General features: G+C 34.2%; 14 protein-coding genes and 1 pseudogene. 4 read left to right on the top strand and 11 right to left on the bottom strand.

What is annotated here, in order from left to right; genetic code table 11:
- The first annotated feature begins 54 nt into the window (after positions 1-54).
- Positions 55-1,959 (top strand): molecular chaperone HtpG, encoded by a 1,905-nt coding sequence (gene htpG / locus AACL09_RS02085; protein ID WP_410519809.1) that lies wholly within the window; start codon positions 55-57, stop codon positions 1,957-1,959.
- 41 nt (positions 1,960-2,000) lie between these two features.
- Here htpG and AACL09_RS02090 read toward each other — a convergent pair whose 3' ends face one another.
- The 7 genes and pseudogenes from AACL09_RS02090 to AACL09_RS02120 all read right to left on the bottom strand — a co-directional run bounded on the left by AACL09_RS02090 (position 2,001) and on the right by AACL09_RS02120 (position 6,411).
- Positions 2,001-2,522 (bottom strand): hypothetical protein, encoded by a 522-nt coding sequence (locus tag AACL09_RS02090; RefSeq protein WP_339048550.1) that lies wholly within the window; start codon positions 2,520-2,522, stop codon positions 2,001-2,003.
- On the bottom strand, positions 2,486-2,752 hold the full coding sequence (locus AACL09_RS02095) for a hypothetical protein (protein ID WP_339048552.1): 267 nt from the start codon (positions 2,750-2,752) through the stop codon (positions 2,486-2,488). Before AACL09_RS02095 ends, AACL09_RS02090 begins: the two co-directional genes overlap by 37 nt.
- Before the next feature lie 471 nt (positions 2,753-3,223).
- Positions 3,224-3,358: pseudogene (locus AACL09_RS06350) on the bottom strand (transposase family protein); the annotation flags it as partial.
- A gap of 144 nt (positions 3,359-3,502) precedes the next feature.
- On the bottom strand, positions 3,503-3,715 hold the full coding sequence (locus AACL09_RS02100; protein WP_339048554.1) for a hypothetical protein: 213 nt from the start codon (positions 3,713-3,715) through the stop codon (positions 3,503-3,505).
- A gap of 481 nt (positions 3,716-4,196) precedes the next feature.
- The gene (gene dprA, locus AACL09_RS02110) at positions 4,197-5,336 is read right to left on the bottom strand and encodes a DNA-processing protein DprA (RefSeq protein WP_339048556.1); all 1,140 of its coding nucleotides are present in this window, start codon (positions 5,334-5,336) and stop codon (positions 4,197-4,199) included.
- A 121-nt stretch (positions 5,337-5,457) separates the two neighbouring features.
- Positions 5,458-5,667 (bottom strand): hypothetical protein, encoded by a 210-nt coding sequence (locus AACL09_RS02115; RefSeq protein WP_339048558.1) that lies wholly within the window; start codon positions 5,665-5,667, stop codon positions 5,458-5,460.
- Positions 5,668-5,781: 114 nt separating this feature from the next.
- A complete protein-coding gene (locus tag AACL09_RS02120) occupies positions 5,782-6,411 on the bottom strand; it encodes a histidine phosphotransferase family protein (protein ID WP_339048560.1) in 630 nt (209 codons plus the stop codon).
- Positions 6,412-6,507: 96 nt separating this feature from the next.
- On the opposite strand from AACL09_RS02120, the gene purM reads away from it, so the two are divergent.
- Complete coding sequence (gene purM, locus AACL09_RS02125) at positions 6,508-7,533, top strand: phosphoribosylformylglycinamidine cyclo-ligase (RefSeq protein WP_339048561.1); 1,026 nt, start codon at positions 6,508-6,510, stop codon at positions 7,531-7,533.
- A 115-nt stretch (positions 7,534-7,648) separates the two neighbouring features.
- Here purM and hemA read toward each other — a convergent pair whose 3' ends face one another.
- From hemA to tgt, 3 genes are all read right to left on the bottom strand, one after another.
- Positions 7,649-8,875: a 5-aminolevulinate synthase gene (gene hemA / locus AACL09_RS02130; protein WP_339048563.1), complete on the bottom strand. Its 1,227-nt coding sequence runs from the start codon at positions 8,873-8,875 to the stop codon at positions 7,649-7,651.
- A 106-nt stretch (positions 8,876-8,981) separates the two neighbouring features.
- Entirely contained in the window at positions 8,982-9,647 is a 666-nt protein-coding gene (locus AACL09_RS02135; protein WP_339048565.1) for a hypothetical protein, read from the bottom strand.
- Positions 9,648-9,741: 94 nt separating this feature from the next.
- Positions 9,742-10,917, bottom strand: coding sequence for a tRNA guanosine(34) transglycosylase Tgt (gene tgt, locus AACL09_RS02140; protein WP_339048567.1), 1,176 nt, complete (start codon positions 10,915-10,917; stop codon positions 9,742-9,744).
- A 55-nt stretch (positions 10,918-10,972) separates the two neighbouring features.
- Here tgt and carB point away from each other — a divergent pair, with 55 nt between their 5' ends.
- Positions 10,973-14,212: a carbamoyl-phosphate synthase large subunit gene (carB, locus tag AACL09_RS02145; protein ID WP_339048570.1), complete on the top strand. Its 3,240-nt coding sequence runs from the start codon at positions 10,973-10,975 to the stop codon at positions 14,210-14,212.
- Between the two features lie 95 nt (positions 14,213-14,307).
- On the opposite strand, the gene AACL09_RS02150 is transcribed toward carB, so the two are convergent.
- Positions 14,308-16,479: a porin gene (locus AACL09_RS02150; protein WP_339048571.1), complete on the bottom strand. Its 2,172-nt coding sequence runs from the start codon at positions 16,477-16,479 to the stop codon at positions 14,308-14,310.
- A 159-nt stretch (positions 16,480-16,638) separates the two neighbouring features.
- Here AACL09_RS02150 and mnmG point away from each other — a divergent pair, with 159 nt between their 5' ends.
- Positions 16,639-18,486, top strand: a complete 1,848-nt coding sequence (gene mnmG / locus AACL09_RS02155; protein WP_339048573.1) for a tRNA uridine-5-carboxymethylaminomethyl(34) synthesis enzyme MnmG — start codon at positions 16,639-16,641, stop codon at positions 18,484-18,486.
- The last annotated feature ends 415 nt before the right edge of the window (positions 18,487-18,901 follow it).

The raw sequence follows: 18,901 nt of genomic DNA on the forward strand, positions 1-18,901 counted from the left end.
AAAGAGCTAAAGTGATGATTAAATCCTAAATAATAGGAATTTTTGGTGCAGTCAATGAATAGCATAGAAGAAAAATTAAAGTTTGATGCTGAAGTAGGGAAAGTATTAAATATAGTCATACATTCGCTCTATACAAACAAAGATATTTTCTTACGTGAGCTCATATCTAATGCTTCTGATGCATGTGAAAAACTACGTGTTAGCTCTATAATTAACCCAGATCTAAGCGATTCACAGGATGAACTTAAGATTACAATTAAAATTGATAAAGAAAATCATAAGCTTTGTATCATTGACAATGGCATAGGGATGAATAAGCAAGACTTAGTAGAGAATCTAGGCACAATTGCTAGTTCTGGTACGCAGAAATTCTTAGATGCAGTAAAAAACAATAAAGATTCTAGTCAAGCAGTGGAGCTAATAGGAAAATTCGGTGTAGGATTCTATTCAGCATTTATGGTTGCATCGGAAGTTGTTGTCAAATCAAGAAAAGCTGGAGAGAAAGAATCTTGGCTATGGAAATCAAAAGGTGATGGTGAGTTTACAATAGGAAGTTTAGATGAAGAACTATTAAGAGGAACAGAAATAACTCTTCTGCTTCGTCCTGAAGAACACGAATTTTTAGACAAATTTCGTGTAGAACATATTATAACAACTTACTCTGATCATATTGCTTTCCCTATTGAGTTCATAGATGAAAAAGGTAATAGTGAGAAATTAAATAGCAAATCTGCAATTTGGACTAGAGCTAAAAGCGATATTACTACGGAAGAACATAATGAATTTTTCCGCAGCGTAGCCCATGTTGGTGGTGAACCATGGATGATATTACATAATAAAAATGAGGGTACAATAGAGTTTACGAATTTACTCTATATTCCCTCAATAAAACCTTTTGATTTATTTCACCCAGACAGACGTTGTTCTATTAAATTATATGTCAATAAAGTCTTCATTACCGAAGATAATGTAGAGATCATACCACGATATTTGCGTTTTTTAAAAGGTGTTGTTGATTCACCAGATTTACCTTTAAATATTAGTAGAGAAACACTACAGAACAATAAAGTTGTTGGAACGATAAGGCAGTCCTTAGTAAAAAAGGTAATATCTGCTCTTAAAGAAAGAGCAGAGGAAGATTTAAGTGATTATGCAAAATTTTGGGATAATTTTGGTGCTGTTTTAAAAGAGGGTCTATGCGAAGCAATGGATACAGATGGAAAAGAAAGGCTATTTTCTGTATGCCGTTTTTATAGTACAGCAGCGAATGATAATAATACGCTAGTTAGTATTGAAGATTACATAAAGAGAATGAAGTCAGATCAGGATAATATATATTACCTTACTGGCAATAATATAGAAACAATAAAAAAGAGTCCACAACTTGAGGGGTTTATTAGTAGGGGGCTTGAAGTACTACTGCTTGTTGATCCAGTTGATGATTTCTGGACTAACGTTGTGACTGAATATCAAAAGTATAAATTAAAATCTATAACTCGTGTTGATACGGACTTAGAAAAATTCTCTGTGCAAGAAAGTGATGAAGGTAAAAAAGATGAATCTTCAGATGAGAGTAGTGAAGAAGAGGTAGATTCGTTAATTAAGTATTTTACTAAAGTATTAGGAGACTCAGTTAGCAGTGTTAAGGTCTCAAAGAAGTTAACTAGCAGCCCTGTATGTCTTGCAGCCGGTGAAAGTGGTATGGATATTAGAATGGAACGTTTTTTACGTGAGCAAAAGCAACTGAGTTATAAAAGTGCAAAAATTTTGGAAATTAATGTTAAGCATCCTGTAATCAAAGGAATTATTAAGTCTTATATTAAAGATGGTGAAGGCTCTATACTCGAGGACATTATACACTTGCTATTTAACCAAGCTTGTATTATTGAAGGTGAGGAAATAGGCGACACCAGTGCTTTTTCAGATCGTATCAATAGCATTTTTAGTAAAGTGCTTTAAATTTAAAAATTACGGGCTGCTTAAATAGCAGCCTTTCTTATTTATAATTTTATACTCTTATTATCAATTGTTACTTCCTGTACGGTTGTGTGCTCTAATGGAGTTGTAACAATGTTTAAATCTTTACATTCATACACGGAAGAATCCCAACTACGGTCAGAATCCACTATAACATTTTCTTCAAGCTCTTTTAATGTATTATTATGCTCAAAATCAGACGAGATGCTACTATATTCAAAGCCAAGTGTATTGATAAGCAAGTGTATCATTTTATCTATCTTATACTCCTCATTTTCTGTAAGATACTTATTGGTATTAGAAGTAATTAGTGCATTTTTAGTGATACGGTATATTTGTTCATAGCTAATACTGCTTACCTTTTTTCCTTCCATTACAAATTCTAGATCATTATGGACACGTAATAACACATCATTATTTGGTTCACTTACAGCTATCATTGAGTTTTCTATTACATTTTGATCGAACATTTTTTGAGAAAAAGATACTAAAATATCTTCAGGAATTTTTACCTTACCAATTTTCTTACCTTCTTTATTAGGCAATATATCAAAATCAAAATAGATTGCTGCTTTACTTTCAGTTCTGGCTTTGCTTTTCCCGATTCAATTAGCGCATCACCTGCTTTAAGTAAAATAAGAATCCGCATTAGATCAATTTCAACTGCAAAATTAATTCTTTTATCTTCTGGTATAGAATATAGATTTTTATAGTAATTTGAAATACTGGTATTTTCGAGAGTTGGATGTTTAAAGCTGAAATCATATTCTTTCATGTCTAAAGTATTAAAATTTATTACTCTAGATCCCCTGAGAAACGGTATACTAGTAACGAGGTATGAGTTAGGCCAAAGCAAAAAAACCATGCTTCAAGTTCCAGAAATAATATTAAACCTCATATTTTCTGAAAATTACATGTGACATAATTTTAAATATCTTTGAGTCTTATTTTCCACCTAAACGACGCAAGCTATGATCCTTTTGCTCCGGGGTTTTTTACGGTATTTTTTATACTTTCTGCAATTTTTGCCAACCCTAGAATCAGCATATTTTATGCTATCTACTGGTAGAACTGTTTTCGTATCTTAAACACGATGAGATTTTGAAACCTTGTCCGTTTTCTTCATTTCGGTTTTTATGTTTTCTTTCTCTTTTTGCTATCTTTTGGCTGCTGTGTCTGTCACATCTACCAAAATATTTTTTCTGGTTTTGTGATCTTGATTTTTTTCGCTAACCCATTTTTTTTAGCAAATATTTGAATTGTGTAAATTAAACAAATAGCCCAAAAATGGATGCATTATATACGTTCGGTAGTATATTAACACACATAAAATTTTGTCTTCTAGCGTTTTAATGTGATTCCGTCGCCTGTTTTTTAACTTTTTCCCACTAACTATTTCGACTATTTTTTCGCATTCTGCTATCAGCAAATTGACGGAATATATATTTGCCACTTTTTCATAACTTCTGCCAAAACTGCTATTTTATATCTTTCTCTCTCTTTTCATACCTGTTTCCTCACTTTCTCAGGGGGTCTCTAGTTGTTCAAGGAAATTTAAAGTATTTTTTGCAGTACGTCTTGAGTATAGTGCAATGACTTTATAACGTGTACAATCATCTATAGCAGTGTATTGATAAAGTCCTGATGCTATTTTGCATACATCCATCTGCACACGCTCTCCTGGTACTTTACAGTTATAACACCTAATCCGTTTGCGATAGTGACGTTTAACATTCAAAAGACTGACACCACATTTTTTGAAAATTTTATGTATGGTAGCCAATGAAAAAGAAAGATCATGTAAACGTTTTAGTTCAGTTTGAATACCCCTAATTTTCTAGTTTGTCTCAGATGAAGAATGAGCTGCTTATCTGACTCCTTGACCTTTTGTAAGGGTGAAGTTTTATGCCTACTACTGAGATCTACTAACCCCTTTTTACCTAACTCTTTATAACGTTTGTACCATTTACGTAAGGTAAATCGCGCAATACCATAATATTCTTTCCTGCATGGCCCAATTCTTTACATAACTCTATCCAATTCAGACGTAACTTAACCTTAGAATCCATTCATTGGTGTGTTTATTTTTTATGATTGTAATAAGGTCTACAAACTATCTCAATTTTTATTTAATCTTACATCTTTATTGTAATAACCTTTATTAATCATACATATTAGATCTTGCTTAGAGTCTTGACTTCTTGAATTAGGATTTAGCATTACTTACAATCAAACACTAAAGCAACTTTGTTGCCTGGATAACGTTCTATTTTTTGTGCTAGCTCTAGCTCCAATAGTGCTACTAATACTATTTCAGTGCGCACCCCACTTACCGCAATGATTTCATCTATATCAGTTGGCATAGAATCGATGCAACTTAAAACAATGGCTTTTGCTTTTTGCACTTCTGTATCTGTAACATCAGCATACTCATCATTACCATAATTAGTGGCATCGTCAAATAAGCTGTTTTGAATGGTGCAACTAAAATGAATACCATCTATTATGTCATCGACAGATTCTACAAGCTTGGCACCTTTTTTAATTAAATTGTTACTTCCGCCACAACGTGGATCCAAAGGAGATCCTGGAACTGCAAAGACCTCCTTGTTTTGCTCTAAAGCAAAATTTGCAGTTATCAAAGAACCAGAACGCTTAGATGCCTCAATTAAAACAACACCAAGGGATAATCCAGATATAATGCGGTTTCTTTGTGGGAAATACTGTGGTTTTGGTTTAGTCGAAAAAGGTAGTTCAGTAATTATTAAACCACCGTTCTCTGCTATTTTGTTATATAGATGCAAGTTCTCCTTAGGATAAACAACGTCAATACCAGCAGCTGTAACTGCAATGGTTGGATGATTTTGAAATATTATACTATTTACTGCAGTGTCAATGCCACTTGCCAGACCAGAAATTGTGATAAATCCAGCTTGACTTAAATCATACGCTAGCTTATTTACAAAATTCCTACCATTTATAGAGGAATTACGCCCACCAACAATTGCAATTATATTTTTCTTAAGTAAAGAAATATCTCCAAGCACTGTAATAACAGGAGGAAAGTCAGCAATTTTTCTTAGACTTTCTGGATAATCAGGTTCGCATACTGCTATAACTTTAGCTCCTATTGCTTTTGCATTTTCTAACTCCTTTTCTGCTTCTTCTACTGCACATATTTTTGATATTTTGTTATTTGCACCAGAGTTACTTATAAGAGTTGGTAAATGTTCTAATACATTCTTTGGTGTTTTGTATACTTTTAAAAAAGCAAAAAAAGTTACAGGACCAATGTTTACAGTACGGATAAGACGCAGCCACGCAATTAGCTCATCGTAACTTAGTTGTTTTATTTGCATATAAATGAAAACTTTAGCTTATGAAATACGAGAATCCCTTCTATATCTACTTAGAGATTAGTTTTTAAAATTTCACAAAACTCCTAAAAAACATAAAATATTTCTTAGGAGTTGTATTAAGCTATATAATTTGATTGTCGCTTTCTATAAGTATAGAGCAAATCTCAGCATTTTTATCTTCTGTGCAAATCATACGACAAAACTGATCCTTCTCTTCATACGTAGAATCAGTATCTAAATTTTCAAGATTTGAAAGACAAATTTTAACATCTTCTTCTGATGTGATAATAGCTAATTGATCAATTTCACTAATATTTTTAATATCTAACATATATTACCTTTTTATTGGGAAGAAAGTAAATGCTTAACTTAATATATAAATAAAGTCAATTAAAATGTTTATATATTAAAAGGTATAATTTTTCATATCATGCTAAAATTGTAATCAATATGTGCGAGGAAATACAATATTTACAGCATCATCATTATCATATTTAATATTAGCGTTGTAACTTTTGAGTAACAAATGTAGGAAATAGGCGTTTATATTTTTTGTATCTAATTGATTATTGTTTACATTCTCCAAGGCTGTTTTAAGTATTGAATTTATATTCTCACTTTGTTTAATTATCTCTACAGCCATTGCTATTTTGCTATCTGCTCTTTTTACTGTTAATAAAACTGTACTACCGCTTGTTATTTTATAGTTTATAAGTATTACTATATTAGCAATTACTTTGTTTATTTTGCTAATTAAACCTTCATCTTCTACATCTAAATTTTCTATACCCCACTCAACTGCAATTTTTTTATAAGATAGGTAATTTATAATATTATTTTTTGTTTCTGCAAAACTTGAGTTACTTTCTGAAAAACTGTATGCTTGCCGCATTATTTTAAACTTATGTAGCAGTGAATTGGAACCATCTCGTAGAATGGATAAGGATTCTTCTTCTACACTGTCACTTTCAAAAAACTCTACACTGTTTATTATACCATTCATTGGACTGGCAAAGTCATGAAATAAACGTGCAGTTATAAGCTCAATAACAGATAATAAGATGTCTTGATCCATTCCTAAGATGTAGGAGCTAGTTGTATAATTGTCAATTCCTCATTGATTCTTGCTTATATTTTCATTACAATCAGTTAATACTATTTTAATAATTTTATGCGGACTTACCTAGAATCTGGAGTGAATGTTGAACTGGGTAATCAGTTAGTAAAAAAAATTAAACCAATTGCAAAGTCAACCTTTAGAGATGAAGTAATTGGTGGTATAGGATCTTTTGCTGCACTATTTGATTTTGCTATTTTATGTAAAAAATATAAAAATCCTGTACTAGTTTCTTCCACCGATGGTGTTGGTACAAAATTGCTTATAGCTGAAGAGATTGGTAAACATGACACTATTGGTATTGATCTGGTAGCTATGTGTGTGAATGATATACTAGCCCAAGGAGCAGAACCTTTGTTTTTCCTTGATTATTTTTCAGCAGGTAGTCTCAATGAAGAGATAGTATTATCTGTAATAAATGGTATTGGTATTGGCTGTAAAGAAGCAAAAGTGGCGTTAATTGGTGGAGAGACAGCTGAAATGCCTAGCATGTATAAAAAAGGTGCATATGACTTAGCAGGATTTGCAGTTGGAGTAGTAGATAAGGACAAAATTTTGCCGCAAAACATAACTGCAGGTGACGCTATAATTGGTGTGCACTCCAGCGGAATTCACTCTAATGGATTTTCTTTAGTCCGAAACATAATCAAAAACTGCAACATAAATTATAGTGATCTATCTCCTTGGCATGGAAAGTCATGGGGGGAGGTTCTGCTTGAGCCAACAAAGATTTATGTAAACACTCTGCTACCTATCATGTCTCAAATCAAGGGCATTGCTCATATCACAGGAGGAGGATTAATAGATAATATACCGAGAATTCTGCCAAATCATTCAGCAGCAGAGATAGATTCTTGGCAATGGCCAGAAATTTTTACTTGGCTCAGCAAAGAAGGTAAAGTAGAAAAAGAAGAAATGTTAAAAACATTCAACTGTGGCATAGGGATGGTGCTAGTGATAGCACAAGATAATATAGCTGATGTTTGTGATAGCTTAATTAAAAGTGGAGAAACAGTTAGCACTATCGGTAAGATCATTGAAAGGCCTACAGATAATGCTGAGAGTGTTATTTTTACTTGATTATCTGGTACGATCTTCCTCTCTTTATTTAAGCATACTAAATTTCCAAAGAAGGTTTTTACTCTAGATACAAATCTTTATTCTTTCACACTTAAAAAAGAATACAAAATCAGTATTAATTATATTCTACATGCAAATTTTTAAGCTGTAGTGGTATCGATAATTCTTCAAAGACTTTCACAAGTGAACTAGTGAGGTGTTCAACCATACTATCATTATGGTATGGAGTTGGAGTGATTCTAAACCGTTCTGTGCCTCTTGGAACTGTAGGGTAGTTTATATGTTGTACATAAATGTTATATTCATTAAATAGCATTTTGGATGCTCTTTCACACAATACTGGGTCTCCTATAATTACCGGAATAATGTGAGTTTCATTAGGTGCAAATTTTATCCCAGCTTTTGTAAAAGAAGATTTGACTTTTTTTACCATCTCTTTCTGTTTTTTTCTTTCAGTACTGCTGAATTTTAAATGCTCAACACTTGCTCTTGCTGCAGCTGCTAAGATAGGTGATAGTGCAGTAGTAAAGATAAATCCAGGAGCAAAGCTTCTAACAACATCAATTAAATCTTTTGAAGATGCAATATATCCACCCATCACTCCAAACGCTTTAGAAAGGGTACCTTGAATTACAGTCACTCTATCCATAAGATTATGCTCCTCAGCTATGCCACCACCACGCTTGCCGTACATCCCAACTGCATGCACTTCATCCAAATAAGTAAGGGCATTATATTCCTCAGCAAGGTCACATATCTGCTTAATAGGTGCAATGTTTCCATCCATGGAATAGATAGATTCAAACGCTATTATTTTTGGTACTTCTTTGCTAACAAGATTTAGTTTGGACCTAAGATCATCTACATCATTATGTTTAAATATATATTTTGGGCTTTTACCAACTTTCATTCCCTCTATCATAGAGTAATGGTTTTTTTCATCAGAAAAGACCACCACTTCGGGAATAATTGAAAGTAAAGTACTTAAGGTAGTCTGATTAGCTAAATAACCACAGGCAAAAGTTAAAGCAGTTTCTTTCTGATGCAGATCAGCCAAAGATTCTTCTAATTCTACAACTTCCTTTGTAGTACCTGAGATATTTCTTGTTCCTCCCGCTCCTATATTAGTAGAGGAATTCTTAACTGCAGCGATAACTTTTTCATTCTGTCCCATCCCTAGATAATTGTTACTGCACCAAACAACAACATTTTTTTTGTGTTCACAATCTATTTTGTAAGGAAGCTGATCTGGCGAAGATATAAACCCTATGAATTGACGATAACGCCCCTCATCTTTTATATCTTTTATTTTATTAGCAAATATTTTGCTATAGTCTACCATAAGTAATAAAAAAGTAACATATATTAAGTATGTATTACTTAATATAAAGTTTCAATTGAATAATGTAACCACTAATGTCCAACATACTTTAGCTTTTAAAATTAAATCAATGCTTTTGACTATTTGATAAAGTTGATGAAGAACTAGAGCCTGATAGGTTTGGGTTAGGAGTTTGATTTCTATGTGCTTTCTTCTTTATCCGATCTTCTTTTTTACTAATCTTATAGGGTATATCATTTGTTTCAGAATCATTCTTCCTTTTTCTATTACCCTTTTCTCCTTTTGTGTCGCTGCTATCAGGTTTTCGCTCCAGTTGTGATGAAGGTTCTTGAGCTTTTTGGCAAAATGAAGTCTGACTGATCTCACAGTCATCAAACTCCAATTGACCATTAATTACTTGTTCACTATCAGGCTCTAGATTATTATATTTACTTAGAGAAGCTTTTGATGAAGATCGTGACATTGTAGGTGGTTTAGAATTAATTGGAGTTTGTGGTAAGTCACTATCCTCTTTTTGCACATCTTCACGAACTTTTTCTCTACTTTGGCTTGATTCTCTATCCTTTTCTTGTCCTACCTCAGGAGACTTAGATTCATTATCATCACTTGCTACTACTACTTCCTTTTTTGAAGCTGAACCAGGCTCTGTTTCTTCTTGTTCTGGTCTAAAACAGCTCACAATCCAATTCCAAAGTTTGCCTAGCCAAGTGTTTTTCAGCCAGTGAAGAAAACCTTTAGAAGATTGTCCCCCACTTGACTTTGTACCTGACATGAAACACTCCTCTCTAAATATGTATTCAATTATATTACAAAATAATAATAATTATGATATATTATATTTTATAATAAAATATTTATATTAATTTTTAAACCCAATTTTTTCTCTCATCTTTTAAAGTATTGTTAATAATTGCTTTTCTAATTGATGACATCAAACTATTCATAAAATAAATATTATGTGTTGTAATTAAGCTACAGGCAAGGAGCTCCTTTGCTTTTAAAAGATGATGAATATATGCTCTTGAGTGGCTCAGGCACGTAAAACACTGACAATCGCTTTCAATAGGATCTTTATCTAATTTAAATCTTTGATTGCGCAAATTGATATGCTCTTTACGCTTAGAAGAAAAAGAATTTCTATTCTCTGCTTTAACTAGTGCACTACCATGCCTTGCTAGACGCGTTGGATGAACGCAATCGAAGGTATCAATGCCAAGTTCTACTCCATGAAATATATCTTCTATACCACCAATACCAAGTAAGTGGGTCGGCCTATCTTCAGCTAATTTGCTGGTTGTAAATGCAACAATGTCATGCATTTGTTCTTTGCTACTACCTAAAGACCCTCCTATTGCTTGACCGAAAAATGGCATACTATTTGCAAATTCACAACTCTCTATGCGCAAATCTTCATAAACTCCTCCTTGGATAATACCATAAAGAGCTTGTTTGCCACTATCATTCTTCTGAAATTCAACCAAAGACCTTTCAGCCCACCTGTGACTCATCTTCATTGACTTTTCTGTATATTCTCGACTGACGTGAAATGGAGTGCATTCATCCAAAACAACAATTAAATCTGCTCCTAATTTTTGTTGTATCTGTATTGATCTTTCTGGCGTAAGTAAGTACTCTTGACCATTAATATAAGAGCGAAAAACTGCTCCATCTTCAGTGATTTTAATCAATGTCCTTTTAGTATTATTTCTTACCCCCTTAATCTCCTCGGCAACTGAGCCGTGACCTAAACTAAATATTTGATAACCACCAGAATCAGTAAGCATTGGTTTGCTCCAGTTCATAAATTTATGTAGCCCACCAAGCTTTGCTACTTTATCTTCTCCTGGCTGTAGCATAAGATGATAAGTGTTAGATAAAATGATCTGTGTATTGCAACTTGCAACTCTTTCTGTATCTACAGCTTTAATTGCAGCTTTGGTTGCACAGAATATAAAAGCTGGGGTGTAAATAGTGCCATGAGGAGTGTGAATTTCGCCAATTCTCGCTTTACTCGATTGTTTGGTTACTTTAAATTTTATCATTTCTTTTTCCTAAAAGTCTATATACTTTAATAAATAATGAAGAAAGTAAATAATTATGCCAAAGCGCACAGATATAGAATCTATTTTACTAATAGGGGCAGGCCCAATTATTATAGGACAGGCATGTGAATTTGATTATTCTGGAACTCAAGCTTGCAAGGTGCTCAAAAGCGAAGGTTATAGAGTTATTCTTGTTAACTCTAACCCGGCAACAGTTATGACAGATCCAGAACTATCTGATGCTACCTATATTGAACCAGTAACACCTGAAATTATAAAAAAAATTATCGTAAAAGAAAAGCCAAACGCAATATTACCAACTATGGGTGGGCAAACTGCTCTAAATTGCGCCATGGAGCTAGGAGCTAGTGGTGTATTAAGTAGGTACAACATTGAGCTTTTAGGCGTCAATGAAGAGGCAATAAAAAAGGCTGAAAATAGAAGTTTATTTTGTGCTGCTATGGATAATATAGGGCTCAAATATCCCAAAAGCATAATAATTAAAAATATAGAGCAAATAGGAGATGCACTGGATTATATAGGGCTACCAGCAATCATTAGATCCTCTTTTACTTTAGCAGGTACAGGAAGTGGGATAGCCTACAATAAAGAGGAATTTCTAAAAAAAGCTAATGAAGCGCTAGAGGCTTCTCCAATTGGTGAGATACAAATAGATGAGTCAGTAGTTGGTTGGAAAGAGTATGAAATGGAGGTTATTAGAGATTCTAAAGATAATTGTATAGTTGTCTGCTCCATAGAAAACATAGATCCTATGGGTGTGCATACGGGAGATAGTATCACAGTAGCTCCAGCACTCACTTTACGTGATGCGGAATATCAAAAAATGAGAGAGGCATCAATTGCAGTTCTGAGAGAAATAGGAGTAAGTGCAGGTGGTGCTAATGTGCAATTTGCCGTTAATCCCAAAGAAGACGGCAGCTTACTTGTAATTGAAATGAATCCCAGAGTTTCACGTTCCTCAGCAATTGCTTCCAAAGCCACAGGTTTCCCCATAGCAAAGATTGCAACAAAATTAGCTATAGGTTACACACTCGATGAGATACGTAACGATGTTGCACCGGTTATACCTGCTGCTTTTGAGCCAGCAATGGATTATATCGTAACCAAAATACCACGCTTTGATTTTGATAAGTTTCCTGGGGTAAGTAAAGAACTTTCAACTTCAATGAAGTCTGTTGGTGAGGTTATGTCAGTTGGGCGCTGTTTTTCTGAATCTTTACAAAAAGCCCTGCGCTCGCTAGAAAATGATTATATTGGTTTAGATGAAGTATTGCCTCAAAATTCTGATATTGATTATATAAAATCTCTACTTGCAAAACCACTTCCAGAGAGGTTGCTAATCATTGCCGATGCAATTCGCCATAATATTAGTATTGATGAGATTAATGAAATCACAGGCTATGACCTGTGGTTTTTAAAGCAAATTGAGGAGATAATTCAGGCTGAAGATGAAGTCAAAAAAAATGGATTTCCTAAAACTAAAGCTGCAATTTTACAACTAAAGAAAATGGGATTTTCTGACAATAGATTGGCTAAGCTAAGCAAACAAAGGGTGGAGGATATTGAAAGCATAAGGAAACAGCTAGGTATAAGACAAGTTTATAAGCACATAGACACTTGTGCAGCGGAGTTTGAAGTTAGCACAAATTATATGTATGGCTGCTATGAGGGCAATGCCATAGAGCAAACTGAATGTGAAGCGAACCCTTCGGATAAGCGAAAAGTTGTAATACTTGGAAGTGGTCCAAATAGAATTGGTCAAGGTATTGAATTTGATTATGCTTGCGTACATGCAGCTTGGGCAGCAAAAGAGATGGATTATGAAACTATAATGATTAATTGTAACCCAGAAACTGTTTCAACTGACTATGACATCTCTGATCGTCTTTATTTTTCTCCATTAGTAGCAGAAGATGTTATTGAAATACTGGAAAAGGAAAAAGAAAATGGTGAATTGATAGGAGTTATTGTGCAACTTGGCGGGCAAACTCCACTGAAATTGGCTAAAATTCTTAATAAGCGTGGCATAAAAATATTAGGAACATCATTTGATTCTATAGATCTTGCTGAAGATAGGATGAGGTTTAAAGAATTGATTGAAAATCTTAAATTAAAACAACCAATGAGTAACATCTGTTCCACAGAAGATGAAGTTATGTATAGGGCAAGTAAGCTTGGATTCCCTATTATGATTAGGCCTTCCTATGTTTTAGGTGGGCAATCTATGTCAATTTTACATGATACGACAGATCTTAAAAAATATCTTGAAAGTTACTCAAAAGTTTTAAGTTATGGACCACTGCTTATTGATGAGTTTTTGACTAATGCCATTGAAGTTGATGTTGATGCTCTCTGCGATGGCAAACAAGTTTATATTGCTGGGATTATGGAGCATATAGAAGAAGCTGGGATACATTCTGGTGATTCTGCATGTTCTATACCTCCTTATACACTAGACGATCATTTAACTCACGAAATAAAGCAACAAACTATCAAATTAGCTTTAGCTTTAAAGGTGAAAGGGCTTATCAATATACAATATGCCATTTATAACAATGAGATCTATGTGCTGGAGGCTAATCCAAGAGCGAGTAGAACAGTGCCGTTTATTTCTAAGGCAACTGGAATTCCTATTGCAAAAATTGCAACTAAAATAATGCTCGGAGCAAAACTTGAAGATATAAAAGAAATTGAAAAAGAAAAAAAATTAAACCATGTTGCCGTAAAAGAAGCTGTATTTCCTTTCTCACGTTTTGCCGGTGTTGACGCCTTGCTTGGTCCAGAGATGAAATCAACAGGTGAAGTTATGGGTATTGATTCATCATTCGAAATTGCTTTTGCCAAGGCACATCTGGCAGCAAATCATAGATTACCAACACACGGCAAAGTGTTTATTTCAGTAAAGGAAAGTGATAAAGAATTGATTGTACCTATTGCTAAAATGTTTCAAAACTTAGGTTTTAAGATTTATGCAACTAAAGGTACTGCTTTATACTTAAGTACAAAAGATATAGAAACCAAGGTGGTAAATAAAGTTAGAGAAGGTAGGCCTCATATTGTCGATATGCTTTTAGATAAAGAGATAGATTTAGTGATAAATACTTCAGAAGGAAAAAAATCAATATCAGAAAGCGCAGATATTAGAAAAACAGCAGTACTACATAAAATACCATATAATACTACAATCCCTGGTGCAAAGGCTTTAGCTCTTGCTATACAGAGTTTAAAAAATAAAAGTTTAGAAGTAAAACCTCTACAGGAATATTTTAAATAGTTCTAAAATTTAAAGAATTTAAAAAAAAGAAAATAATCTCAAAAAGATATAAAAAGACTAGTTACCTGTATTGCTACAAGTAACTAGTTTGTAATTTAGAAGTTGTGCTTAACACCAACAAGGAAGATATCTCCTTTGTTGTTCTTCTTATCAGAAGGCAAATCTTTTTCATTAGTATCAAAGTGATGCCATGTGACATATGGAACTAAAGGATTCTTACTACCGTTTAGAGCTAAGTTATACTCAGCACCAATGACGATATCAGAAAGCTCATTAGCTTCAGCTGACTTACTCTTAAAGTAAGTTGCACTTACATATGCACTACCAAATTCATATCCAGCGCCAGCAGTCCAATAATAAGTGTCTTTCTGTAGCTTATCAATCTTCTTACCATCACAATTATACTTCTTTAAATCTGTTTTATCTCTTTCGCAGATTTCTTTTGGCTGACCAGATTTACCCAAGTTAGCATAAGAAGCAGCAAATTTGAAACCAAAGTATTCTGCCGAAAGACCTAAATTAAAAGCCATTAAGTCATTGTACTTACCATACATGCCGTAACGATCACCTTTAATTTCTTTTACTTGCCCTCTCTCACCAGTTGCTGAAACTTTAACTTTAAAGTCGTCAAAGTCATAGTCATAAGATATACCACCGCTAACTATATTTTCATAATTAGGGCCAACGTAGTTACCACTAGTTGCAAGCAACGTGTAGAACTCTTTAGCAGTACCAAACTTCACTTTAGACGTAATATCAGCATGCTTTTTCATTTCAGCTGCAAGATCTACTACGTTTAGTTGTGCTGCTTCCATCTTTTTAGCTGCTGATGCAATAATTTTATTTGCCATATCATTCGCGTCAGTGGTGCTATGATCAGGAACGCTCTTATCAGCTTTAACAGCAGCAATAATGTCATTCTTAATAGGACACGTAACTTTAGCTGCATTTACTACATCATCGTGTACATCTGCAGCTACCTCTAAACCAACAATTTCACGGATAGCTGCTTTAATATCATTATCTACAACATCTGGAACATGAGATACCTTAACTATTTCTGTAGCTATAGCCACAATAAGCGTATCTCTTTTAGTATCATCAACAACACCAGCCTGTATTGCGGCATCTACTGCACCAACTTTTATTATCTTGTCTATCGTAGCTTGATCAATCTTCTTATACTTTATCTTTGCAGCTGCTTCACCTGCCATTGCTTTAAGCCTTAGATCCATATCAGAATTAAAGTCTTCTCCAATTTTATTATTTGGCTCAAGATATTTAACTTTCTGCATACCGCCAGTTGCGAACAAGTCACTATCGTAGTTTGGTGAGTAACTTACTCCAACTTTAAGCCCCATGAAAGCTGGTGAAAAATAAGAGATTCTAAATGGTTGCGTGTCAATAAAACTTTTATTGTACTTAACCGAATCACGGAAAGAAAGCCAGTTGCTTTCACTGAAAAGTGATTCACTGTAAAGATGTGGAGTTACATAAAAAGGAAAATTACCTTTATTTCCTTCAAGATTAGCTTTTTTAAACCAGTCGCTATCTGCACCACCATCACCAGCTGCAATTCTTGATGCATCAACACGCATTATGCTTTCTGCACCTTCCATGAAACCAACGTTCATATCACCAAATTCAGTATTGGCAAAAATATGTGCACCACGGCTGCGCATACTACCAGACTTTGTTATTGGTACGTTTAATTTTATATCAGCACCATATATCAAACCTAAATCATAATTTGTGTTTTCCGCTCTGATATTAAGCGTAGTATCTACTGATGATCCAGAAGTTTTACTATAATCACCAACAAGACCATGGCTGAAATCCCCAAACAAAGCGTTTGAGTCTGCAAACTTATCATCACCAGGAATGACATCATAATCCTTTACATCAGATGTTTTGTGGAATTGAGTATCAAATCCCCCGCCAATTGTAATACGAGGTCCTTCTTTGAAGGACGAGTCATGCTTGCATCCACAACCTTTGTCACAAACACGTTTCTCTCTTTCTTCAAGTTTTGTTTTTGCTTTGTTCACTCTTGAAACTTCAGAATCAGATTCTTCATCAGAGCGAGAAATTTTTTTTTGCTTACTTTGCTCAACTTCTTTATTCACATTTTTTTGTTCAATTTCAACTAAAGGATCAGCTAAAACATTTATTCCATAAAATGCAACTAAAGATGTAAGAGCTGTTGTAATAGATAATATTTTTTTCATGAGATCTAACCTATAATTAATATTTTGTACAACAGACATAAAAAGCCCATTCGCCACATGTCTTATAACAAAAAGAGCAAAGAATGCAAGCTATTTTCTAATAAAAAATATATAAATCAACTGTGATTTTTATACAATAATTTGCAAAATTATAATATTTTACGTACCATGTTAACTAAATTTTAACTTTTACTGCAAATGTATCAGTATGATGTCATAGTAATTGGGGGTGGACATGCAGGATGTGAAGCTGCAACGGCAGCTGCACGCATTGGTGCTAAAACTTTACTTATAACTCACAAGACATCAACTATAGGGGAGATGTCGTGCAACCCAGCAATAGGAGGGATTGCAAAGGGAACAGTTGTTAGAGAAATAGATGCTTTAGATGGGGTCATGGCAACTGTTATAGATAAAGCTAGTATTCATTCAACTATTTTAAATAGAAGTAAAGGTGCAGCAGTTTGGGGACCACGTGCACAAGCAGATAGGCAGCTCTACAAAAAAGCAATGCAGGAAGTAATTTTAAATTACGATAATTTGACTGTTTTAGAGGAGTCAGTTCAAGATATTTTAGTCAATATTGAAAAAGTAGTAAATGGTGTTGTCATAAGCAGTGGTCAGCATATACTTGCAGGTAGGGTAATACTTACTACTGGCACTTTTCTTCGTGGGATAATTCATATTGGTGCAGAAAAAACACCAGCTGGCAGAGTTGGTGAGAAACAAGAAGTGGCACTTGCAGATACGTTAAAAAAATATGGATTTAGCTTAGGAAGACTGCGTACTGGTACGCCTCCAAGGCTGGATGGTAATACTATAGACTTATCTGTTCTGCAAGAGCAAAAGGGGGATAATCCTCCTACGCCTTTTTCTTACTTATCTAAAGAAATAAAGCAAAAGCAAGTGTCATGTTACATTACTGCTACGAACGAAAATACTCATAAGATCATTAGAGAGAATTTACATAAATCTGCATCTCATTCTGATTTAGGTGCAATTAAAGCTCCTAGGTATTGCCCTTCCATTGAGGAGAAAGTAAAAAGATTTGCTGAACGCAACAGCCATCAGATATTCCTTGAACCAGAAGGGTTATGTAGTAGCACCATATACCCAAATGGCATTTCTACATCTGCACCAGCTGAAGTGCAGCAGGCAATGCTAAGAAGTATAAAAGGCTTAGAAGAAGTAGTTATGCTCAGGCCAGGTTACGCTGTTGAATATGATTATGTTGATCCAAGAGAGCTATATCACACGCTTGAGACAAAAAAAATAAAAGGATTATACTTTGCTGGCCAGATCAATGGAACAACTGGTTATGAAGAAGCAGCAGGGCAGGGCATTATAGCGGGAATCAATGCTGCACTTTCTGCATCTGGTAATAAAGACAATTTTGTTCTTAGCCGCCGTGATGCATACATAGGTGTTATGATTGATGATTTAGTTACTTTAGGAACTGAAGAGCCGTATAGACTATTTACTTCACGCGCAGAGTATAGGCTGACAATCAGATCAGACAATGCTGACATAAGATTAACGCCAAAAGGGTATAACATCTCTGCTGTATCACAAAAGAGATATTTAGTTTTACAAGATAAACTTGCACTAATAAATAGGCTTACTGACACATTAGAAAATCTAAAAATAAATTATTTTGATCTTCTACCATTCACTGCTAAAGATGGAACAAAAAAAACAGCACTTGAACTGCTTGGTTATACGGATATGAATTTTGATAAATTACAAAAAATATGGCCAGAATTGGAACACTTTTCAAGAGAAGTGCGCGCACAAATTGAAATTGAAGCAAAATATAAACCATACTTAGCAAGGCAAGAAGAGGATTTAAGATTTCTCAAAGAAGAAGAAAATACAAAAATACCAGACGATTTTGATTACTCAAAGGTTAAAGGATTATCCAATGAGGTATATGAAAAATTACAAGCAGTTCGTCCAGCAACACTGGGAGTTGCAAAAAATATATCTGGTATTACTCCTGCAGCAATAATAAGTATACTTGTATACATACGTCATAAAAATTGCTAATTTTTGCTGATTTAAATTCAAATTTAAAATTTGTTTCATAGAATCCTCTGAGTTATTGTTTATTTTAGATATATTGTGTTGATTTTTTAATCGACCTATTGTTGATTTAGTGCCAATCTGGAGAGAAAGCACGTGTACAACATCAGAGAGAGGGAGCGTTTTTAGCCCTTTTCACGGATTCCCACCATGAGAGGACTACCAATTGATAATTGGAAGCGCTATGGTTATATGTTTTAAGGCATATAACTATAAGGATATCAACCCTTACTCTAGGCAAAAGAGCCTAAAATAGCTAAAACTATTCAGTAGGTCGCCAAAGATCCTATTCAATATATTCAGATCTTTTTTTCCTATACATCTGCCACTTTAAAGGCCGCCTCTACAGCCTCAATCTCTCCAGATTGGCATTCTCTTT

The organism is Candidatus Mesenet endosymbiont of Phosphuga atrata (genome assembly GCF_964020175.1).
GTDB lineage: Bacteria > Pseudomonadota > Alphaproteobacteria > Rickettsiales > Anaplasmataceae > Mesenet.

What these genes read in the sequence shown, in the direction of transcription:
- hemA (WP_339048563.1), bottom strand. Translation starts at nt 8,875, where the DNA reads ATGGTAGACTATAGCAAAATATTTGCTAATAAAATAAAAGATATAAAA.
- AACL09_RS02095 (WP_339048552.1), bottom strand. Translation starts at nt 2,752, where the DNA reads ATGAAAGAATATGATTTCAGCTTTAAACATCCAACTCTCGAAAATACC.
- AACL09_RS02115 (WP_339048558.1), bottom strand. Translation starts at nt 5,667, where the DNA reads ATGTTAGATATTAAAAATATTAGTGAAATTGATCAATTAGCTATTATC.
- mnmG (WP_339048573.1), top strand. Translation starts at nt 16,639, where the DNA reads ATGTATCAGTATGATGTCATAGTAATTGGGGGTGGACATGCAGGATGT.
- htpG (WP_410519809.1), top strand. Translation starts at nt 55, where the DNA reads ATGAATAGCATAGAAGAAAAATTAAAGTTTGATGCTGAAGTAGGGAAA.
- tgt (WP_339048567.1), bottom strand. Translation starts at nt 10,917, where the DNA reads ATGATAAAATTTAAAGTAACCAAACAATCGAGTAAAGCGAGAATTGGC.
- purM (WP_339048561.1), top strand. Translation starts at nt 6,508, where the DNA reads ATGCGGACTTACCTAGAATCTGGAGTGAATGTTGAACTGGGTAATCAG.
- carB (WP_339048570.1), top strand. Translation starts at nt 10,973, where the DNA reads ATGCCAAAGCGCACAGATATAGAATCTATTTTACTAATAGGGGCAGGC.
- dprA (WP_339048556.1), bottom strand. Translation starts at nt 5,336, where the DNA reads ATGCAAATAAAACAACTAAGTTACGATGAGCTAATTGCGTGGCTGCGT.
- AACL09_RS02135 (WP_339048565.1), bottom strand. Translation starts at nt 9,647, where the DNA reads ATGTCAGGTACAAAGTCAAGTGGGGGACAATCTTCTAAAGGTTTTCTT.
- AACL09_RS02120 (WP_339048560.1), bottom strand. Translation starts at nt 6,411, where the DNA reads ATGGATCAAGACATCTTATTATCTGTTATTGAGCTTATAACTGCACGT.
- AACL09_RS02150 (WP_339048571.1), bottom strand. Translation starts at nt 16,479, where the DNA reads ATGTCTGTTGTACAAAATATTAATTATAGGTTAGATCTCATGAAAAAA.